Origin of the sequence: Myxococcus xanthus (assembly GCF_006402735.1) — a bacterium.
GTDB classification, from domain to species: Bacteria; Myxococcota; Myxococcia; order Myxococcales; family Myxococcaceae; genus Myxococcus; species Myxococcus xanthus_A.
This window is the reverse complement of the sequence record NZ_CP017174.1, coordinates 5,241,096-5,259,267: the sequence shown is the minus strand read 5'-3', so window position 1 is coordinate 5,259,267 and position 18,172 is coordinate 5,241,096. Positions and strand designations below refer to the sequence as shown.

Annotated in this window: 16 protein-coding genes; 6 read left to right on the top strand and 10 right to left on the bottom strand. The window is 68.7% G+C overall.

Going from position 1 to position 18,172, the window contains the following annotated elements; genetic code table 11:
- Window positions 1-14 precede the first annotated feature (14 nt).
- The 3 genes from BHS09_RS21635 to BHS09_RS21625 are packed head-to-tail and all read left to right on the top strand — an operon-like array spanning window position 15 to window position 7,255.
- On the top strand, window positions 15-1,178 hold the full coding sequence (locus BHS09_RS21635; protein ID WP_140798803.1) for an ArsA family ATPase: 1,164 nt from the start codon (window positions 15-17) through the stop codon (window positions 1,176-1,178).
- The gene (locus BHS09_RS21630) at window positions 1,178-1,648 is read left to right on the top strand and encodes a hypothetical protein (RefSeq protein WP_237077313.1); all 471 of its coding nucleotides are present in this window, start codon (window positions 1,178-1,180) and stop codon (window positions 1,646-1,648) included. The genes BHS09_RS21635 and BHS09_RS21630 overlap by 1 nt, the downstream gene beginning before the upstream one ends.
- 48 nt (window positions 1,649-1,696) lie before the next feature.
- The gene (locus BHS09_RS21625) at window positions 1,697-7,255 is read left to right on the top strand and encodes a type I polyketide synthase (protein WP_174260570.1); all 5,559 of its coding nucleotides are present in this window, start codon (window positions 1,697-1,699) and stop codon (window positions 7,253-7,255) included.
- A 4-nt stretch (window positions 7,256-7,259) separates the two neighbouring features.
- On the opposite strand, the gene BHS09_RS21620 is transcribed toward BHS09_RS21625, so the two are convergent.
- The 8 genes from BHS09_RS21620 to BHS09_RS21590 form a co-directional block, all read right to left on the bottom strand.
- Window positions 7,260-7,520 carry an acyl carrier protein gene (locus BHS09_RS21620; protein WP_090490716.1) on the bottom strand — a complete coding sequence of 87 codons (261 nt, stop codon included), beginning with the start codon at window positions 7,518-7,520 and terminating at the stop codon, window positions 7,260-7,262.
- The gene (locus tag BHS09_RS21615) at window positions 7,517-8,305 is read right to left on the bottom strand and encodes a thioesterase II family protein (protein WP_140792791.1); all 789 of its coding nucleotides are present in this window, start codon (window positions 8,303-8,305) and stop codon (window positions 7,517-7,519) included. The genes BHS09_RS21620 and BHS09_RS21615 overlap by 4 nt, the downstream gene beginning before the upstream one ends.
- 30 nt (window positions 8,306-8,335) lie before the next feature.
- Entirely contained in the window at window positions 8,336-9,736 is a 1,401-nt protein-coding gene (locus BHS09_RS21610; protein ID WP_237079747.1) for a hypothetical protein, read from the bottom strand.
- Window positions 9,737-9,880: 144 nt separating this feature from the next.
- Window positions 9,881-10,033, bottom strand: a complete 153-nt coding sequence (locus tag BHS09_RS38890; protein ID WP_174258857.1) for a hypothetical protein — start codon at window positions 10,031-10,033, stop codon at window positions 9,881-9,883.
- A 61-nt stretch (window positions 10,034-10,094) separates the two neighbouring features.
- On the bottom strand, window positions 10,095-11,423 hold the full coding sequence (locus tag BHS09_RS21605) for a JmjC domain-containing protein (RefSeq protein WP_140798800.1): 1,329 nt from the start codon (window positions 11,421-11,423) through the stop codon (window positions 10,095-10,097).
- Between the two features lie 3 nt (window positions 11,424-11,426).
- The gene (locus BHS09_RS21600; protein ID WP_237077311.1) at window positions 11,427-12,671 is read right to left on the bottom strand and encodes a cupin domain-containing protein; all 1,245 of its coding nucleotides are present in this window, start codon (window positions 12,669-12,671) and stop codon (window positions 11,427-11,429) included.
- Between the two features lie 11 nt (window positions 12,672-12,682).
- A complete protein-coding gene (locus BHS09_RS21595) occupies window positions 12,683-13,300 on the bottom strand; it encodes a DUF6624 domain-containing protein (RefSeq protein WP_140798799.1) in 618 nt (205 codons plus the stop codon).
- Window positions 13,297-14,058 carry a GNAT family N-acetyltransferase gene (locus BHS09_RS21590; RefSeq protein WP_161605165.1) on the bottom strand — a complete coding sequence of 254 codons (762 nt, stop codon included), beginning with the start codon at window positions 14,056-14,058 and terminating at the stop codon, window positions 13,297-13,299. Before BHS09_RS21590 ends, BHS09_RS21595 begins: the two co-directional genes overlap by 4 nt.
- A 237-nt stretch (window positions 14,059-14,295) precedes the next feature.
- Between BHS09_RS21590 and BHS09_RS21585 the strand changes: the two genes are divergently transcribed.
- The 3 genes from BHS09_RS21585 to BHS09_RS21575 are packed head-to-tail and all read left to right on the top strand — an operon-like array spanning window position 14,296 to window position 15,733.
- Window positions 14,296-14,802, top strand: coding sequence for a DUF3291 domain-containing protein (locus BHS09_RS21585; RefSeq protein WP_140792782.1), 507 nt, complete (start codon window positions 14,296-14,298; stop codon window positions 14,800-14,802).
- Between the two features lie 33 nt (window positions 14,803-14,835).
- Complete coding sequence (locus BHS09_RS21580) at window positions 14,836-15,258, top strand: DUF4440 domain-containing protein (RefSeq protein WP_140798796.1); 423 nt, start codon at window positions 14,836-14,838, stop codon at window positions 15,256-15,258.
- A 31-nt stretch (window positions 15,259-15,289) separates the two neighbouring features.
- Window positions 15,290-15,733 carry a hypothetical protein gene (locus tag BHS09_RS21575; protein ID WP_140792779.1) on the top strand — a complete coding sequence of 148 codons (444 nt, stop codon included), beginning with the start codon at window positions 15,290-15,292 and terminating at the stop codon, window positions 15,731-15,733.
- A gap of 15 nt (window positions 15,734-15,748) precedes the next feature.
- On the opposite strand, the gene BHS09_RS21570 is transcribed toward BHS09_RS21575, so the two are convergent.
- Together BHS09_RS21570 and BHS09_RS21565 are read right to left on the bottom strand one after the other, a co-directional pair.
- Entirely contained in the window at window positions 15,749-17,287 is a 1,539-nt protein-coding gene (locus BHS09_RS21570; RefSeq protein WP_140792777.1) for a pyridoxal phosphate-dependent decarboxylase family protein, read from the bottom strand.
- Complete coding sequence (locus BHS09_RS21565) at window positions 17,280-18,170, bottom strand: MBL fold metallo-hydrolase (protein ID WP_140792775.1); 891 nt, start codon at window positions 18,168-18,170, stop codon at window positions 17,280-17,282. Before BHS09_RS21565 ends, BHS09_RS21570 begins: the two co-directional genes overlap by 8 nt.
- Between the last annotated feature and the right edge of the window lie 2 nt (window positions 18,171-18,172).

Genomic DNA, 18,172 nt, shown 5'->3' with positions numbered 1-18,172 from the left:
AGAGGTGGATTGAGATGGCCAGGATCATTCTTGTCTCCGGTACCGGCGGTTCAGGGAAGACCACGGTGGCGGCCGCGACGGCGCTGGCGGCTTCCCGCCGGGGTCTCCGGACGCTGGTGCTTTCGTTCGACCTGTCCCGCGGCCTCAGCGCCGCCATGGGCGTCGAGAGTCCACTCTTCTCCGGCCCCCGGGGCGTTCCCGTGGGCGTCAACGACCACCTGTCCTTCCACGAGGTGGACGTTGGAGAAGAGCTCCGCCGGGGATGGAACGGGGGCCAGGGCGGACTGGCCGCGCTCGTGGATGGCGGGCTGGAGCGCGTGAACGCGGAGGAGGTGGCGATGACGGCCGAGGCGGCCCACGTCGTCATGCTCCTCCGCCTGGACGAGTACCTCCGCGAGCAGCAGCACGACCTCGTCATCGTGGATTGCCCGTCCACCCGCACGGCCCTGCAGTTGCTCAACACCGTGCCGGCGATGAGCTGGTACGCGCGCAAGCAGCAGGCACCCACGCAGCCGGGGCGCAAGGCACGCCTGCTGGCGGCGAGCCTCCACGGCGCGGACGCGAGCCTGGAGGTTCGCGACCGGCTGACCGCCGTGGACGCGCTGCTGCACGACCCGGAGGTGACGACCCTCCGGCTGGTGACCACCGCGGACACGGTGTCCGGACAGGAGGCGCAGCGGGCGTACACGTACTTCAGCCTGCTCGGCCTCGCGGTGGACTGCGTCGTCATCAACCGACTCGCACCGGAAGCCGCCGACGCCGGCTCCGAACGGGTGCGGGCGCAGCAGTCACACGTGGAGAAGCTCCAGAGCGCCTTTTCGTCGCTGCTGGTGTTGAAGGTCCCGCACCAGGCCACCGAGGTGGTGGGGGAGAAGCCGCTCGAGGTCTTCGCAGAGCAGCTCTACCAGGGAGAGGACCCCGTCCGTCTCATGGCCCCGCACCCTGCCCTGGGCATCCGCAAGGACGCAGTGGATGCGTATTCGCTGGAGGTGCGGCTCCCCTTCGTGGCGAAGAGTGATGTCGAGCTCTCCCGCCGCGGCGCGGAGTTCGTCATCCAGGTCGGGGCCGTCCGGCGCAACGTCGTGTTGCCTCGGATGATTGCACTCCTCCCGACGTCGGGCGCCCGCATGGAGGGTGACCGGCTCATCGTGAGTTTCCAAAAAGAAAGAGGTGTTTGATGTCCACGCAAGATGATCGTTATCCGCAGGGTTCTTTTGGCGCTTCGCCGGAGTACGGCGCTCGGTTCGCCGAGCTCACCAACGCCCTGATTCCGGGCGGGCGAGGCCTGGTGCAGCAGCTCTTCCGCGCGAAGCAGGAGGCGCTCAAGGGTGTCGCGCACATCCTCGATGCTCAGATTCACGAGCTGCAGCACATCGACGCGGCCATCGAGGACCGGGCGAAGCAGGCGCACACGGCTCCGGCGGCGGGCCAGCCGCACCGGTCCGGGGTGTCGTTTGGCGACGTGATCCAGAAGGCGGGGGACCTGATCCTCGCGAAGCGGCCGAAGGGGACGACGGGTTCCGAGGCGGGCGCCCGGCCCAGTGACCGCCGTGCGCCTCCGGCGAGCGCTACCTCTCCGGATTCAAGCAGCCCGGCCGCTGCGTCCAGCCCTGCACCGGAACCGTTGGAAAAGATCTCCATCAGCTAGTCGAAACGAAAGGGGTGGGCAGTGTCGGATGAGTCCATTCGAGTGAGGATGTCCAACGAGGAGAATGCTCTCTCGATGGAGTCGATGACGCCCTTGCAACGGGCGGCATTGGCAATCAAGACCCTCCGGGCGCGCGTGGATGGATTGGAGCGCGCGCGCTCGGAGCCCATCGCCGTCATCGGCATGGGGTGCAGGTTCCCCGGCGGCGCGAATGACCCGCGCGCCTATTGGGAGCTGCTGCGCGGCGGCGTCGATGCCGTGAGCACCGTCCCGCCGGACCGCTGGGACGTGGATGCGTACTACGCGGCGGACCCGGACGCGGGCTGGAAGATGGTGGTCCGTGAGGGTGGGTTCCTCAACCAACCCATCGCCGGCTTCGACAGCGAGTTCTTCGGCCTGTCGCCGCGCGAGGCGAACTACGTCGACCCGCAGCAGCGCTTGATGCTGGAGGTGTCCTGGGAAGCCCTGGAGGACGCCGGAATCGCCCCGGGCTCCCTGGTGGGCAGCGACACGGGCGTCTATGTCGGCTTCCTGAGCAGCGACTACGGGCGCGTTCCCTTCAACGCGGTGCAGACGCGGGACCTGCCGTACATGGGGACCGGGAACGAGCTGAGCTTCTCCGCGGGACGTGTGTCCTACGTCCTGGGCCTCCAGGGGCCGTCCATGGTGGTCGCGACCGCGTGCTCCTCGGCGCTCGTCTCCGCCCACCTGGCCTGCCAGGCGCTGCGGCAGGGGGAGTGTTCGCTGGCGCTCGCGGGCGGGGTGAACGTGATTCTCCGGCCGGACAACAACATCGTCCTGTCGAAGATGCGGGCGCTGGCGCCGGATGGGCGCTCGAAGACGTTCGATGCGTCCGCCAATGGCTACGGGCGCGGCGAAGGCTGCGGCGTCCTGGTGCTCAAGCGGCTCTCGGATGCGCAGCGGGACAAGGACCGCATCCTCGCCGTCATCCGTGGCTCCGCGGTGAACCATGATGGGCTCAGTGGCGGCCTGACGGTTCCCAACGGGCCCGCGCAGGAGAAGCTGCTGCGCAAGGCGCTGGAGTCGGCGAGCCTGGCCCCAGCGGATGTGAACTACATCGAGGCCCATGGAACAGGGACGCCGCTGGGTGACCCGATTGAGCTGCGGGCGCTGGACGCGGTGCTCCGGCACGGGCGCGGCGCGGACGCCCCCTTGCTCGTCGGCTCCGCGAAGACGAACCTCGGGCACCTGGAGTCCGCCGCTGGTGCCGCGGGGATGATCAAGGTCGTGCTGTCGCTGGGACAGGACGAGATTCCTCCGCACCTGCACTTCCGTACGCCCAACCCGGCCGTGGACTGGCAGCAGTTGCAGATTTCCATCCCCACGCAGGTGACGCCGTGGCCCAAGGGCGACAGGCCCCGCGTGGCCGGTGTCAGCGGCTTCGGGCTCAGCGGCGTCAACGCGCATGTCCTCATCGAGGAAGCCCCGCCCGCGCCTGCCCGGACGCCGGATGCGACGCCGCGGCCGATGCACGTCCTGACGCTGTCCGCGCGCAGCCCCCAGGCGCTGAACGAGCTGGCGCAGCGCTATGCGCAGGCGCTCGGTGGCCCTGGGCTCGCGTCACAGGCGCTGGAGGACATCTGCTTCACCGCGAACACGGGGCGGGACGCCTTCCGGCACCGGCTCGCGGTGCTGGGAAGCTCACAGGAGGCCATGCAGGCGCAGTTGACGTCCTTCCTGTCCGGGCAGACGTCATCGTCGGTGCTGTGCGGGAAGGCGGACGGGGAGCCCCGGCTGGCCTTCCTGTTCACCGGGCAGGGCGCGCAGTGGCTGGGCATGGGGGAGGAACTCTTCCGCACCGAGCCGACCTTCCGCGAGACGCTCCTGCGTTGCGACGCGGTGCTGAAGCCGTTGATGGGCCAGTCGCTCATCGACCTGCTGCACCCCGCTGAGCGTGACGCGCAGGCGCGAGCCCGGCTGGATGAGACGGGTTTCACCCAACCCGCGTTGTTCGCGCTCGAGTACGCCCTGGCGCAGGTGTGGATGCAGTGGGGCCTCCGGCCGGACTTCGTGATGGGACACTCCGTGGGTGAGTTCGTGGCGGCCTGCGTGGCCGGCGTCTTCACCCTGGAAGAAGGACTGGAACTCATCGCCACGCGCGCCCGGCTGATGCAGTCCCTGCCCGCGGGCGGGACGATGGCCGCAGTGTCCGCGGATGCCGCGGAGGTGGAGGCGCTGCTCTCCCAGTATGACGGGCAGGTGTCCATCGCGGCACTCAACGGCCCCCGCAACGTGGTGATTTCAGGGCGCGAGGCCGCCGTCAACGAATGCGTGGCCGAGCTGACGCGGAAGGGCAAGCGCGGCACGATGCTGCGCGTCTCGCACGCGTTCCACTCCGCGTTGATGGACCCCATCCTCGACGCGTTCTCCAAGGCGGTGGCGAAGGTGAAGCTCCAGCCTCCGGCCATCCCGCTGATTTCGAACCTGAGCGGGCGCGAGGCGGGGAAGGAAATCCTGACGCCTCGGTACTGGGTGCAGCATCTTCGTGAGCCGGTGATGTTCGCCAGGGGCATGCAGACGCTGGAGCAGGCCGGCGTGAAGGCCTTCCTGGAGGTCGGCCCGAAGCCCACGCTGGTGACCATGGGCCAGTCCTGCATCACGAAGGAGGACACGCTCTGGGTGGGAAGCTTGCGGCCGGAGCGTTCGGACTGGCAGCAGATGCTGGAGGGGCTCGCGGCCCTTCACGTCGCGGGCGTGCCGGTGGACTGGCGGGGCGTGGACCAGGGGCGCGAGCGCCACAAGGTCGCGCTGCCCGTCTATCCCTTCCAGCGGCGCAATCACTGGATGGACCTCAACGGGTCCACCTGGGACGTCCCGGGCGTAAGCACAGCGCCGGAGGCAGGGGCCACGCGAGGACATCCCCTCTTGGGCCATCCGCACGCGTCGCCTTCACAGATGCGGCAGTTCGAGTCCTCCGTGGGCGCCGCGAAGCCCGCCTTCCTGAAGGACCATGGCGTCTACGGACAGATTCTGATGCCGGGAGCTGCCTACGTGGAGATGGGGCTCGCCGCGGGGGCTTCGCTCTTCGGCTCGGCGGGCGGGACGGTGGACGAAATCACCTTCTCGCAGGCCCTCTTCCTTCCGGAGGAAGGGGCGCGCCGGGTGCACCTGCTCTATTCACCGGAAGGTGAGCGCACCGGGCGCTTCGAAATCCACAGCCAGGAGGAGCGCACGGGAGAGGGTGAGCCCGCGTGGATCCTCCATGCCCACGGAAAGCTCTCCGCGACGACGGCCGCGCCAGCTGAGCGCGTCGACCTGGAGCGTCTGCGCGCCTCGCTGACTCGCGAGGTGCCGGTGGAGGGCTACTACGCGAAGCTGGGGCAGGCGGGGCTCGCGTATGGCCCCAGCTTCCGAGGCATCCAGGCGCTCTGGCGGGGTGAGAACGCGGTGCTGGGGCGCCTGGCCCTGTCAGGCAGCGCTGCGGCGGATGCGGGGCAGTACCAGCTTCAGCCCGCGCTCCTGGATGCGTGCTTCCAGATGGTGGGCGCGGTGCTCGACGAGGAAGGGGATGCCGCCTACCTCCCCGTGGGTGTCGGCCAGGTGCAGGTGCAGCGCGGCGGGCTGGGTGAGGTGTGGGCCCACGCGACCCTGGCGCGGAGCGACGACCCGAAGGGCCCGGGCTACGTGTGCGACATCCAGTTGCTCACGGCGGATGGGGAGCGCGTGGCCACGGTGGAGAAGCTGCTGCTCCGGCGAATCACCCGGGAGGGACTCCTGGGCGCGAAGAGCAAGCGCTACCAGAACTGGCTGTACGAGCTGGAGTGGCAACCCCGGCAGCTGGAGGCTCCAGCGGCAGGGGCGGAGGCGGCGCACGCTGGGACACAGTGCCTCATCCTCGCCGACGCGGCGGGGCTGGGCGCGCGCCTGGCCGAGCGACTGACGAAGCAAGGCTGGCACGTGGTGACGGTCCCTGCTGGAGCGCGAGCCACGGTCGATGGCCGCGATTCGGCGCTCGTGCTCCTGGGCCAGTTGCGCCCGGAGGCGCTGCAAGGGCCTCTGCATGTGATCGACCTGTGGAGCCTCGACGGTGGTGGGGACGACGTACCCGCGCAGGCCCTGGGCCATGGCACCCGTGTGCTCGCGCTCGCCCAGGCGCTCGTCGAGGCCAAGGGAAAGAGCACCTCGCTCTGGCTGGTGACTCGCGGTGCCCAGGCGACCTCGGAGAAGGAGCGCATCACCCACCTGGGAAGTTCGGTCCTCTGGGGCCTGGGCAAGTCCATCACCCGCGAGCATCCAGACCTCCATTGTCGGCGAGTGGACCTGGACGCCAGCGCGTCCGAGCACGAAGTCGCCCAGCTTCATGCCGAGCTGCTCGGTGGCAGCGGCGAGGACGAAATCGCGCTGAGAGGAACGACGCGCCGAGTGCCCCGACTGGTGCGCAGCCGGAAGCTCCGTGGGGCGAGCGGCGAGCCCGCGCTGAAGCCGGACGCGAGCTATCTCGTCACGGGTGGCCTTGGCGGACTGGGGCTCATCGTCGCGGAGCGGCTGGCGGAGCGTGGAGCCCGTCACCTGGTCCTGATGGGGCGGCGTGAGCCGGGGCCCGAGGCGCGCGCTCGCCTTGAAGCGCTGGAGCAGCGTGGCGTCACCATCCACTGCGTGCAGGGCGACGTGGCCGTGGCCGCCGACGTGGAGCGCGTCCTCGCCTGGCTCTCAGGACGCGTGCCGCCCCTGCGCGGCGTCATCCACTCCGCGGGCGTCATCGATGACGGCCTCTTCGTGCAGATGACGCCGGAGCGGCTGGCCAAGGCCTTCGCGCCCAAGGTCTCCGGTGGATGGAACCTCCACCGTGCGTTGCAAGGCACGGCGCTGGACTTCTTCGTCGTGTTCTCCTCGGCGGCGTCGCTCATCGGATCGGCGGGACAGGCCAACTATGTGGCCGCGAATGCCTTCCTGGATGCGCTGGCCCGCTCCCGCCAGGCTGACGGGCTGCCCGCCCTGAGCCTCAACTGGGGCGCCTGGGCAGAGGTGGGCGCGGCGGCGGAGGAGCAGATCCGCCGCCGAATGGAGCAGCTGGGCTTCGGCGTGATTCCTCCGGAAGACGGTCTCCAGGTGTTCGAGCAGTCCCTGGGGCTGAGCGGTCAGCTCGGTGTTCTTCCCGTGGATTGGGCGGTGCTCGGGCGGCGCGGACGTTCGCCGCTGTTCGAGGCCTTCATCGAGAAGGCCAGCCCCGCGGCGAGCGAGGGGATTCGTCAGCGGCTGGAGCGGCTCGAGCTCAAGGAGCGGCGCGGTGCCTTGCGTGCGCACGTGGGCGAGCTGGTCAACGGCGTGTTGGGGCGTCCCACGACGGAGCCACTGGACCCGAACCAGGGCTTCTTCGAGTTCGGCATGGACTCGCTGATGTCCGTGGAGCTGCGCAACGTCCTGCAGCGGAGCCTGGGCACCTCGCTGCCCGCGACGGTGGCCTTCGACAACCCCACCGTCAACGGGCTGGTGGACTACCTGGCGGCCGAGGTCCTGGGCCTGAAGGAAGAGGCGGCCGCGCCCGTGGAGGAGGCTCCCGAGGACGCGGAGCTGGATGCGCTCCTGGCGGACGTAGACAGCCTGGACGATGACGCCGTCCAGGCCATGCTGCGCCGGGGCCGCTGAGCGGCTACGGCTGCCGGGGCCTCGCGTCGTAGACGAGGTCGGCGATGGCGGAGATCGTCTGGAGGTTTTCAACCTTCAGCGACTCCGAGGGAATGGTGATGCCGTACTTCTTCTGGACGAAGCCCATCATCCGGGCGGTCTCCAGCGAGTTCAGCACGCCGAGCTCCAAGAGGGGCGTGGAGGAATCAAGGTCCTCCGCGTCCCCGTCCAGGAGTTCATCCGCGACATAGCGGGTCAGGACATCGAGCAGGTCGTCTCTGTTCATGGTGCTGGGGTTGCTCCGACTGCGAGTTCGGCATGGACGGCCTGAACCACCTGGGCCGTCAGCTCGTTGAGAAAGAAGTGGCCGCCTGGAAACATCTTCATCGAGAAGGACTGCTGTGTTTGCAGTCGCCACGTGTCGAGCGCGGCTTCCGAGACGCGAGGATCGCGAGTACCACCAAAGGCACACAGCCGCACCGGAAGAGGAGGCTCCTCCTGGTAGGAGTAGCGCTCTGAAATCTTCAGGTCGGCGCGCAGGATGGGAAGGATGAGGTCCAGAATCTCCGGCTGCGCCAGGACCTGCTGCGGAATGCCGTCGTAGCGGGCGGACAGCTCGCGGATGAAGTCGTCTCGTCGCAGGCCGCTCAGTGGCGGAAGTCCACTGCGCCGGGAGGGCGCTTCGGAGCCGGACACGAGCAGCGTGCCAGGCAGCGGCATGCCCCGGCGGCGGAGCTCGCGCGTCAGCTCGAAGGCGATGAGCGCGCCCAGGCTGTGGCCGAAGAAGGCAAAGGGGCCATCGAAGAGGGGCGACAGCTCCCGGACGAGCGCGTCCAGTAGCTGCGGGAGTTCTTCGACGGACGGCTCATGCAGGCGGTTCTCCCGGCCGGGCGGCTGCACGGCGCACACCTCGATGTCCGCCTCTGGGAGCAGGTCCGGCCAACGGAAGTAGGGGAGGCTGCCTGCTCCCGCGTAGGGGAAGCAGAACAGCCGGAGACGAGGCGACGCCTGGGGTTTGCGGCGGACGAGCCAGGGAGACTCGGCCGCCGCGATGCTGGATTCAGGATTCATTGACGATGGATGGGGTAACGGACAGAGGACCTATTTCCGGCAGCCGTCGCGAACCCCGCGGGCCGTCGCCGCGAGGGTCTCGATTCCCAACGCGAGCCAGTCCGCGCCGTCGCGGGAGAACCGCTCGGCCAGCTCTGCGTCCACCACCGGCGCCCGTCGTGAGCCAGGGCGAAGCTGCTGGAGGAAGTTCTCCCGGGCGGTGACGGAGTTCCGCGCGGAGCGCTCCGCGAGCTTGAGCCCACTGGCGAACACCTCCGACAGGTTGGGGTCGCGCAGGTTGGACGGAGAGCCCTCGGTCGATTCGCGGCAGCGCCGCGCGAAGTCCGCCGCCGTGTGCTTGGAGGGTGAGGCCAGCAGCACGCGCTCCAGCACCGAAGCCTCCGGCCCGGCCGCGTCGAACTTCGCGGAGTCCCCCTCCGCCTCGCGGGCACCCATGACGTCCAGGGCCACTTCTGGCGCCAGCGCCTGTGGGCAGCCCCCAAGCTGTTGCAGCTCCCGCCGGCAGGCCTCCACGTCCACGGGCGGAAGCGGCAGGGCGGCGATGAGGGAGAACAGCGAGTGCAGCACGGGAAGCTTCACCGTCTCCGAGCCCGGCAGCGCCTTCAGGACGCGCTGCACGGAGTCCCAGGGCTTGGGGCCTCCGGGCGTGTAGAGCTTGAGGTAGCCCTGCTGGAGGAAGCTCAGCCAGCCCTCCGCGAAGGACTGGGCGCGCTTGCGGCTCTCCGGCGAGGCGATGCGGGAGGCCTCGTCATACACCGCGAGGAAGTACTCGAGGCAGATGGCCTTGCGCAGCCGGATGATGCGCTCCCCCGCGGTGGTGGCCAGCGTCGCGGGCGGCGTCGTGGACAACCCCAGCAAGTCGAGCTCCTCGGCGCTCAACCACAGGCGCCCCCGGTCGAGGTCTGCCTGGAGGTCCACCCCGTCATCGAACATCTGGAGTCCCACGGCGGAGAGCTTCGTGATGCGCCGCACCGTGGCTTCGTCCACGTCCGCGAGCTGGAGCCGCTGCGCCATGTAGGCGCCCGGCACGGCCTTCAGGTACCAGAGGGAGAACAGCTCGTGCGCGGTGAGCGGACGGCCCTGGTCCAGCGCATCCCGTTCCGCGGCGAAGGCGCGAAGCTGCTCCACGAGCCTCCGGTGGCCGTCCATGAGTGGGGGCGCGGCGGCCATGAACTCCCGCAGCGCCACGACGGCGTCCAGGTCCTCGGTGAGGACGGAGGCGTCGTCGAGGACCGCGTACCCGTTCGCGCGGACGAACTCATCAATGCGCCGGACGCCGAACCAGTAGTACGTCCAGAGGCGGCCTTCAGACTCCGTGGCGGCAATCTGTGGCAGGTAGCCCAGCACATCCGTTTCGAGGAGCCATCGCCGCATCGCGGCGAGGGAGATGTCGCTCAGTGGGTTGCCCTGCAGGTCGACAGCGCTTTTCATGTCACGGCTCCTCGGGAGATTCAGGAGGGTGACAGGATAGTGAGGGGGGCTGCATGCTCCAGAATGCCTTACATCGGTTCTGCGAGGCACACTGCGCAGGTTGGGAAGCGGGCCGCTGGGACGATTCCCAGCGGCCCGAGGGCATTAGTAGGGGGAGCAGTAGATGCGCATGCAGGTTCCGGCCATGGCCTTCGTGGCAGCGGGAACCGTGGCCTTCTCCATGACGTTCATCAGCTTCACGAGCTTCTGCTTGGCCTGCTTGGACGACCGGGGGGCCTTCGCCTTCGTCTTCGTCATGACTCTCCTCCGTCGATGGATGTGGACTGCTGGCCAAGCCTGGGCGCTGACGGAAAATGCGTCAAGCGCTGAGAGTGATTGCGTGAAAGGCGTGAAGTTTTTTCAGGAGTCCGCGCATTCCTTCATGCGTCGCGGCAATGATTTCTGAGTCATGCCTCGCAGTGCGTTGTGTCCGAAACGGGCTCAGCAATTCTTTGACGCTTACATCCGCGCCGGAGTTCAGCTTTCGGAAGAATATTTCAACGGCGCGTCCGCCACCCACGCCGCGCAAGGCATGTCCATTTGCGGAACAAATCCACCGTGTGGGGCCGTCACGTTCGAAGAGGACGGGGAAGCTTGGGTCCACCCGCACGTGGTGTGAGTCACGCAACGGCCTTTCACGGGTGGGCGGCGGCACGGGCTCGAAGCCTCCCGAGGTCAACCGCTTGAGCCAGGTGGCTTGGATGTGCCGCCGCGCCTCTTTCGGGTGGCTGACGTCGCGAAACGCGCTCACGGCTTCGGTGAGCGCCCGGGGCAGCTCCGTGGCCAGTACGCCGCTCTTCGTCAGGGCTCCGCGAGCCAGGGGGGATGCAGACACCCGCGAGAGCCGCGTCTGCTTCCACTCCTGGTCGGCGAGCGACGTCTCGTCGAGCATCCCGCGCAGCAGGTCGTCCACGGAATAGATGGCGCGGTGTTCGGTGATGGGGATGCCGACATTCACGCTGCTGGCCACGCCTGAGCCGGCGCTCTCTCCCACGTGGTAGTACGTGGAAGGCCAGTAGAGGATGTCGCCGGGTTCGACCTCCGCGACGAAGGAAGACGCCAGGTAGGGCTGGTAGTCCAGGATGGTGGAGACGTCCTCGCGCCACGGCCGCTTGCGCCAGAAGCGCATCCGCTTGCGTCCGCGCAACGCGAACAAGAACGTGGTGAAGCGGTCCAGGTGGACCCCCACGGGGCTGTGTTCGTACGTCCCATGGAACAGCGTGGTGATGGCGCCCGTCACGGGCATGCCCACGTGCTGCCACAGGCCGGAGAAGAAGGCGCGCTGCCGTGACCAGAGCCGGAAGCCGGAGGCGTGCAGGGTGGCGATGATGAGGGCGTACCGGCGCTCGCCCAGCTGCGAGGCGATGCGGGCGTCATACCCGTCCAGGGAACCGTCGGACGCGCGGGGCAGCCACTCCCGGGAGCGGAGCTGCCGCAGGCGGTCCACCGTGAAGGTGACGTCTGGCCGTGACGTCGGCGCGTAGCTGCGGGACAGGTAGCGCTGGGTGGCGCCGGCCGACGCGTCGAAGACGTCGCCGACGGTGAAGGGCGAGGCCTGCGTTCCCTTGAAGAGCACGGGGCGCTGGTTCCAGTAGCGCCTGACGAAGGTGTCCCAGTCGAAGCGGGTTGCGATTTCCAAGGCGGGCATCCGTCAGACCTCCGCTCCGGTGATGACGTGAATCCCGCGCAGCCGGAGAAGCGCCGCTAGCGAGGCGCGGATGGCCTCACGATGAGGACCGGGGCGAGCCAGGTTGCACAGCTCACCGACGCGAGGGGGCACTTCCGAGGACAGGGCATTGAGGAGCCGCTGTCCCACGGCTTCGTTGGGACCGGGAAAGGCATGTCCGTTGACGGCCCAGATCCACAGCCCCGACGGGTCCTTGACCCGGATGATGTCCGTGGCAGGCGTCTTCCGCACCCGGTCCGTGTCTGACAGGGAAGGGGCCTGGTCCGGCGGAGGCACGGGCTCGAGTGCGCACGCGCTGACCCTCCGGGCCCAGATGAGGCGCAGGACCTGCTGGACGTCTTCTTCCCGAGTCAGCGTGTGGAGGGTGTCCGCGGTCTGCTCGACGGACGGAATGGTGGCCTGTGCGCCCGTGCGTGGCCGGCGCCAGGGGTAGGGATGGTAGGGCACGGTCTCGTCGTGGGCATGCTGCTCTTCGAGGAGCCCCACGAGCACGTCCTTGACCGCGTCCGTGGGCCGGCTTCCCTTGACGGGAATCCACACCCGGACGGCCATGCAGTCGCCCTGGGCTTCTTCGAGTTGCCAGTAGCGAGAGGGGATGTAGAGGAACTCGCCCGGACCGGCCTCCAGCGTGGTGGCCTTGTCGAGGTGGCGCTCGAAGTCCTCGGTCTCGTTGGGAGGGGTGCCCCAGAGTTTTTTCCAGAGCCGGACGCGCAGCCGGCCCTGGAGGACCAGCGTCACCAGCGAATGGTGGGGCCGCTTCGCGACGCCTGGTGGGCCTCGTGAGAAGCGGCCCAGCAACAGGTCGGTGGCCATGGGCAGCACCGGGACGCCCACGCGCTCCAGCAGCCCCCGGAGGAAGTCTCGCAAGGCGCTCCAGAGAGTGAAGTCGAACATGAACGGCTGTTCGATGTGGAGCTGGAAGGACGCGCCATCCAGGTGCTTGGAGGCGCGGCGGGAGAAGGACTCCATGGACGCGTCGTCTTCGCCGGGGAGGAGCGTTCCTGGGGCGGCGAGCCTGGCGGCCTCCACGAAGAAGCGCGCGTCGGGAAGGGCGCGGAAGCGCGTTCCATGGCGGAAGGGGGCACAGGCGGAGACCGCGGCCTGGAAGACCTGCTCGGCGGGGAGGATGGGGGCAGGAAGTGCCAGACGCGCGGGTGTCTTCTCCCAATGTTGCTTCACGAAGGGCTGCCAATCGAAGGCGCGGTGCACGGCGGCTCCCGTCAAGAGGGTTGGAAGGCGCGGCGGAGCTTCCGCGCGTAGGCGGCGAGCGACGGCAGGTTCATCTCCTTCCTGCGCAAGTCGACCCAGGCTTCTTTTTCGATGGGGTAGGGGACGAGCTCTCCCTTCACCTTGCGGAACTTCGTTCCATACAGCTGCTTCTTCCTCTCACGCATGCGCACCACGTCCGTGAGGTAGGCCACCTGCTGGATGGGAACGTCGCCGCGCGCCGCCGCGTCCCGCAGCAACGTCAGGCAGCGCTTCTGAAAGGCCAGCGAGCACTCGGCATGTTGGATCAGCCGCCAGGCGGCCGCGGCCCCGCTTCGGCCCACGAGGCGATGCCCAGGCCAGCCGTGGACCTTGATCGTCTCACGCAGCCAGTCGATGCCTGCGTCGGTGAGGGCCTGGAGCTTGCGTTCGAGGTCGCGGTCCTTGAACTCCGTTGCAACCCACTCCGAACGCAAGGTGTTGTCGATGCGGTCCAGCCGCAACAACTGCCCGCGGAGGTCACGATTGACGGTGGGGCGAGGCGCGACGCCCTGAGTCCGAGCCGCTCGCGGAGCCTGCCGAGACGGCCGCCCTTGTCGCTGCTTCGATGCACCCGTGCGAGTCGACGTCATGGCGACACCTGCGCCGCTGCGGCGTCGACCATGAACAGCAAGCGCGTGAGGAACCGGAACCCGGCACGTTCGTAGAGTCGCCCCGCTTCTTCGGTGACGCTGCTGAGGAAGAGCACGTCCACGCCATGGGCGAAGGCCTCCTGGGCCGCGCGAGAAACCAGCGCCGCACCGATGCCCCGCCCGCGCCATGCCTGGAGCGTCGCAACGCCAGCGAGCTCGGACGTGCCCTGGTGGGGTGGGGTGACCAGTCCTCCGGCTACGGGCACGCCATCCCACTTCGCCAGCAGCGCGCGTCCATTCTTGAGATCCGCCAGCGTCTTGGAGACCTCAGCGTCGCTCACCTGGACGGGGGCGCCCGGATTGAAGCCTTCCTGGGTCGTGGCGCAGAAGGACCGCATCTCCTCGAACGGTGCGTCCGAGGTGAGCGCGGAGATGGTGAGCTCTGGCGGGCTCGGAAGCGGCGTGTAGCTGTCGGGCGTGCACACCATCAACTGTGCTTCCGCCTCCACCCTGTAGCCCGCGCCACGAAGGATGTCTGCGAGCTGCGGTGCCAGGCTGTCGACGTACTCGAATCGGGGAACGCGCACACGCTGTTCGAACGCGGCTCTGAGTTGCCGCAGCGGCTCGCTCACGTCGCCCGTCACCGGCCCGTCCGGGATGGCGTAGTTCAAATAGACCAGCGCGTCCGACGGGTGGAAGTAAGCCGTGAAGGGCGGAGTGTGGACGGACTCGTAGCGCTCCCTGGCGGCGTGACGCATTGAGTCTTGCAGTCGTTCAACGAGGCTCATGGCCGTCTACATTAGCAGCCGGTCGCGACCGCGCGGTCGTCACGAGCGCTGAGCACCTTTCGCCCCAACCGGCAGCGCGAGCCCGAACGCGAACGGCGCTGGTCAATCGCTGCTCACCACCTCATCTGCTCGGAGGCCAGAATGCTTGGTGCCAGACGGGCCAATGGCTATAGTCGTGGCTCACTTCAAAACGCCAAGCAAGCACCCATGACGACCCAGAAATTCCATGTCGCGCAGCTGGCGATTTCGCTGGCACGCGAACCCCTTGACCACCCCCTGATGCAAGACTTTGTCGCGCAGCTCCGGCCGGTGAATGAGCTGGCGGACCGCTCACCTGGATTTGTCTGGCGGCTGCAGACGGACGACGGCAACGCCACCGGAGTCCGGGGGTTCGACAACCCGCTGATCCTGCTGAACATGTCGACGTGGGAGTCGGTCGAGTCGCTCTTCGACTTCGTCTACAAGAGCGAGCACGTGGTGCCCTTCCGCAACCGCCGGAAGTGGTTCCTTCCCGTCGAGGGACCGCCGTATGTGCTCTGGTGGGTGCCCGCCGGCCATCTTCCCACGGTCGCGGAGGCCAAGGAGCGGCTCGATCTGCTCGCGAGCGAAGGGCCTTCGTCCCGTGCATTCGACTTCAGGCGCCGCTTTCCGCCCCCGGGTGAAGCGCATGCGCCGGTGGAGCCCCAAGGCAAGAGAGCGTCAGGCCAGGTCTGACGCCAGGCCACCCTCGAGCGGAGCCCTTGAACCATGTCTGGCATCGTCGAACTCAGTCGAACGGAAGTCATTGAATTCCACCGTGTCCTCGAAGCGTGGCTTCGGGGGACGGGCCCCGCCGCCGCGTCCGGAACGGCCCGGATGGCGGATGCCTTCGCGCCGGACTGCACGCTGTATGCTCCGGGCGGCGTGGCTGAGAAGAAGGCGGTGTTGCTGGAGCGGCTCTCCCAGGCCCTCGGCGCACAGCCGGACATGAAAATCACCATCGATGATTTCGCTCCGGTGTGGGCCCGGGATGAGGTCGCCCTGGTGCGGTACGTGGAGTGGCGCGAGGCTGGCGGGCAGAAGACGGGCAGGTACGCCACGGTGCTGTTCCAGGCGGACGCAGCCGCGCCCGGGGGTGTGGTGTGGCTGCACATCCATGAAACCTGGATGGCCAACCACGGCCCCAGGTAGCGAGCGCGGCGCCCCCGGAGAGGAATCACACGTGAGATTGAGCACGCTCGCCGACTTCGACCTTCACTACACCTGGATGGAGTACCTGGACTTCGGCAGTGGAGGCCAGTACCTCGCCATCGTCGACGGAGCCCTCACCGGCGAGCGGCTCGCGGGCCCGGTGCGCTTCTTGAATACGCCGGTGAAGCGGCCTGACAACGTGAATCTGCCCGCGCTGCGGGGCGTGCTCACCACCTCGTCGGGGGACAAGGTCTTCCTGGAGTTGAATGGCGTCTCGCTGCTGCGAGCCCACGACCAGGCTCGCGTCTGCACCGCGTCCGTGATGTTCCGCAGCAACAGCGCGGAGCACGCCTGGCTGAACGATGCCTTCGGCCTCCTGGAGGGTGTCCTGGATGCCTCCAACCGGGCACGCGGCCGGATCCACCTGTGTGAGAACACCATCGGCCTGGATGCGCCCGGTGGGCCGGCCCGCTGACGGGCGCGCCGAGGCTCACGCCGTCCGGTTCTGGCGTCCCGGCCGGAGCTCCGCGTCGACCTCGGTGCCCAGCCGCCGCACCAGGCTCGGGAGGCGCTCGATGTCCGCGAGCGTGGTGTTGTTGTTCACGATGCAGACGCGCAGCGCGGCCTGGCCCTCCACGTCCGTATGCGAGGGGTAGGCCGCGCCGCCGCGCTGCAGCCGCTTGAGCAGGGCCTTGTTCAGGGTGTTGAGGTAGTCGCGGTGCGCCTCCGCCTGGGGCTCGAGGTCCGCGGGGATGAAGCGGAACGTGGTGATGCTCAAGCCGTGGGTCAGCGGCTCAAGCTCGGGCTCGGCCTCGACACAGGCGTAGAGCCGGCGCGCGAGCCGGATGTCGTCGGAAATCATCCGCGCGTAGCCCGCCCGTCCCTCGTGTTGAAGGCACAAGCGCACCTTGAGGGCGCGCAGGCTGCGGGTGGTCTGCGGCCCCAGGTCCCGGAGCTGGAGCGTCTCCGGGCCTCCCAGCAGGAGCTGCTCGTCGCTGTCCGCGTAGTAGGAGGCGCCCTGGTGGAAGGTGTCATACAGCACGCGCCGGTTTCGCGTGAGCAGGCACCCGACATCCGCGGGCAGGTACATCCACTTGTGGGGGTCGACGACCAGCGAGTCCGCGAGCCGGAGGGCCTGCAGCTCCAGTGGCGCGTCGGGTGACAGCACGGCCAGCGCTCCGTATGCGCCGTCCACGTGGAACCACAGCCCCTCTTCCTGGCAGAGGGCGGAGATGTCGGGCAGCGGATCCACCGCGCCCGTGCCCGTGGTCCCCGCGGTCGCGGCGACCATGAAGGGCCGCAACCCCGCCTTCCTGTCAGCGGCGAGCCGCTGCGCCAGGCTGCTGAACCGCATCCGTCCACTTCGGTCGGTGTCGACCTTGCGCACTGCGTTCGACCCGAGGCCGCAGAGGTTGGCTGCGGACACGATGCTCGTGTGGGACTCGGCGCTGGCATAGAGGCACAGGGGCGCGCCCGCTGGCCCCCGCACCCCTTCCGCGCGCACGTCCCAGCCGGCCTTGTCGTGCAGGGCCGCGCGCATGGCGACCAGGTTGGCCAGGGAGCCGCCGCCGAGGAACAGCCCGCCACAGTCCGTGGGGAAGCCGACGAGCCGGGCGAGCCAACGCACCGTCTGCGCCTCCAGCGACACGGTGATGGCGCACGTCGGGTAGCTGGTGACGGGCGGGTTGATGACGGACGCGAGCAGGTCCGCCAGCGCTCCCAGCGGGCTCGGTGAGCCCATGATGTAGGCCCAGAAGCGAGGATGCGCCGTGGAGACGGCGTGCTCACGCAGGAGCGTGAAGGCCCGCTCCAGCGCCACGCCGGGCGCCATTCCCTGCTCCGGGAAGGCGTCCGCGTCCAGGAGCGCGCGGATGCGAGGCGCCGAGTCCTCGGCCCGGACGGGCTGCTCCGGCAGCGCGGCCAGGAAATCGCCAAGCTGGTCCACCAACCGGTGCCCCAGCTCCCGGAACTCGGCCGCGGACATGCCCGCGGCCCGGGGGCGCCCCTTGGCATCGGCGCCCTCAGTCATCGGCGCGTTCCGCCTCTTCCCGGGCCAGCTCCGCGGCGACGGCGTTGGCCCCCGCGGTGATGAACGTCTCCAGGTCGGACGTCGGCAGGTGCTGCTTCATCACCTGGACGAGCCGCGCCTTGGCCTTGTCGTCCAGGGTGCTCTTTCCTTGGGCGAGCTGACGGACCGTCTTCCGGTAGAGGTGCAGGTAGCGGCGCTGGGCCTCCAGGCTGGCCCTGGAGGCGCTGGGCGCGCCGTGCCCCGTGAACAGCAGCGCGTCCGCGGAGAGCTTCGCCTCCAGGCGGTCCAGGTTCTTCAGCCACAGGGCGGAGTGGCCGTCATTCATGAACGAGTGGACGCCGCCGAAGACGATGTCCCCCACGAACGCCACGGACGCGGCGCGGCCGACGACCCAGTAGCTGTCCCAGTGGGACTCGCCTTCCCCCAGCTCCCAGACGGTGAACGGGACGCCGTCGAAGTGCAACGTCTCCCCCTCCTTGACGAACTGGTTGGGGAAGCGCCGCGTGGCGGGCCAGTCCTCGCCGAAGATGGGCTTCCACTGCTTCTCCTTGGCGTCGTCGATGCGGCGGATGACCGCGTCCACGCCCTTGGTCGCAATCACGGGCACGTCCAGGCCCCGGGTGATTTCGGCCGCGCCGTTGTAGTGGTCCGGGTGCCCGTGGGTGACGATGAGGCCAACGAGCGGCTTGCCCGTCGCCTCGACGCGCGCCCGCACCCCCCGGGCATCGGAGACGCGCATCATCGCGTCGATGACGACCACGGACCGGGCCGTCTCGACGATGAATGCGTTGGTGAACAGCCCCTCGCTCCCCGAGTTGTGGACGTGGACCTTGAACTCATCGGCGGAGTGAGGGACGGGACGTTCGCGCTGCTGTGGTTTCACGG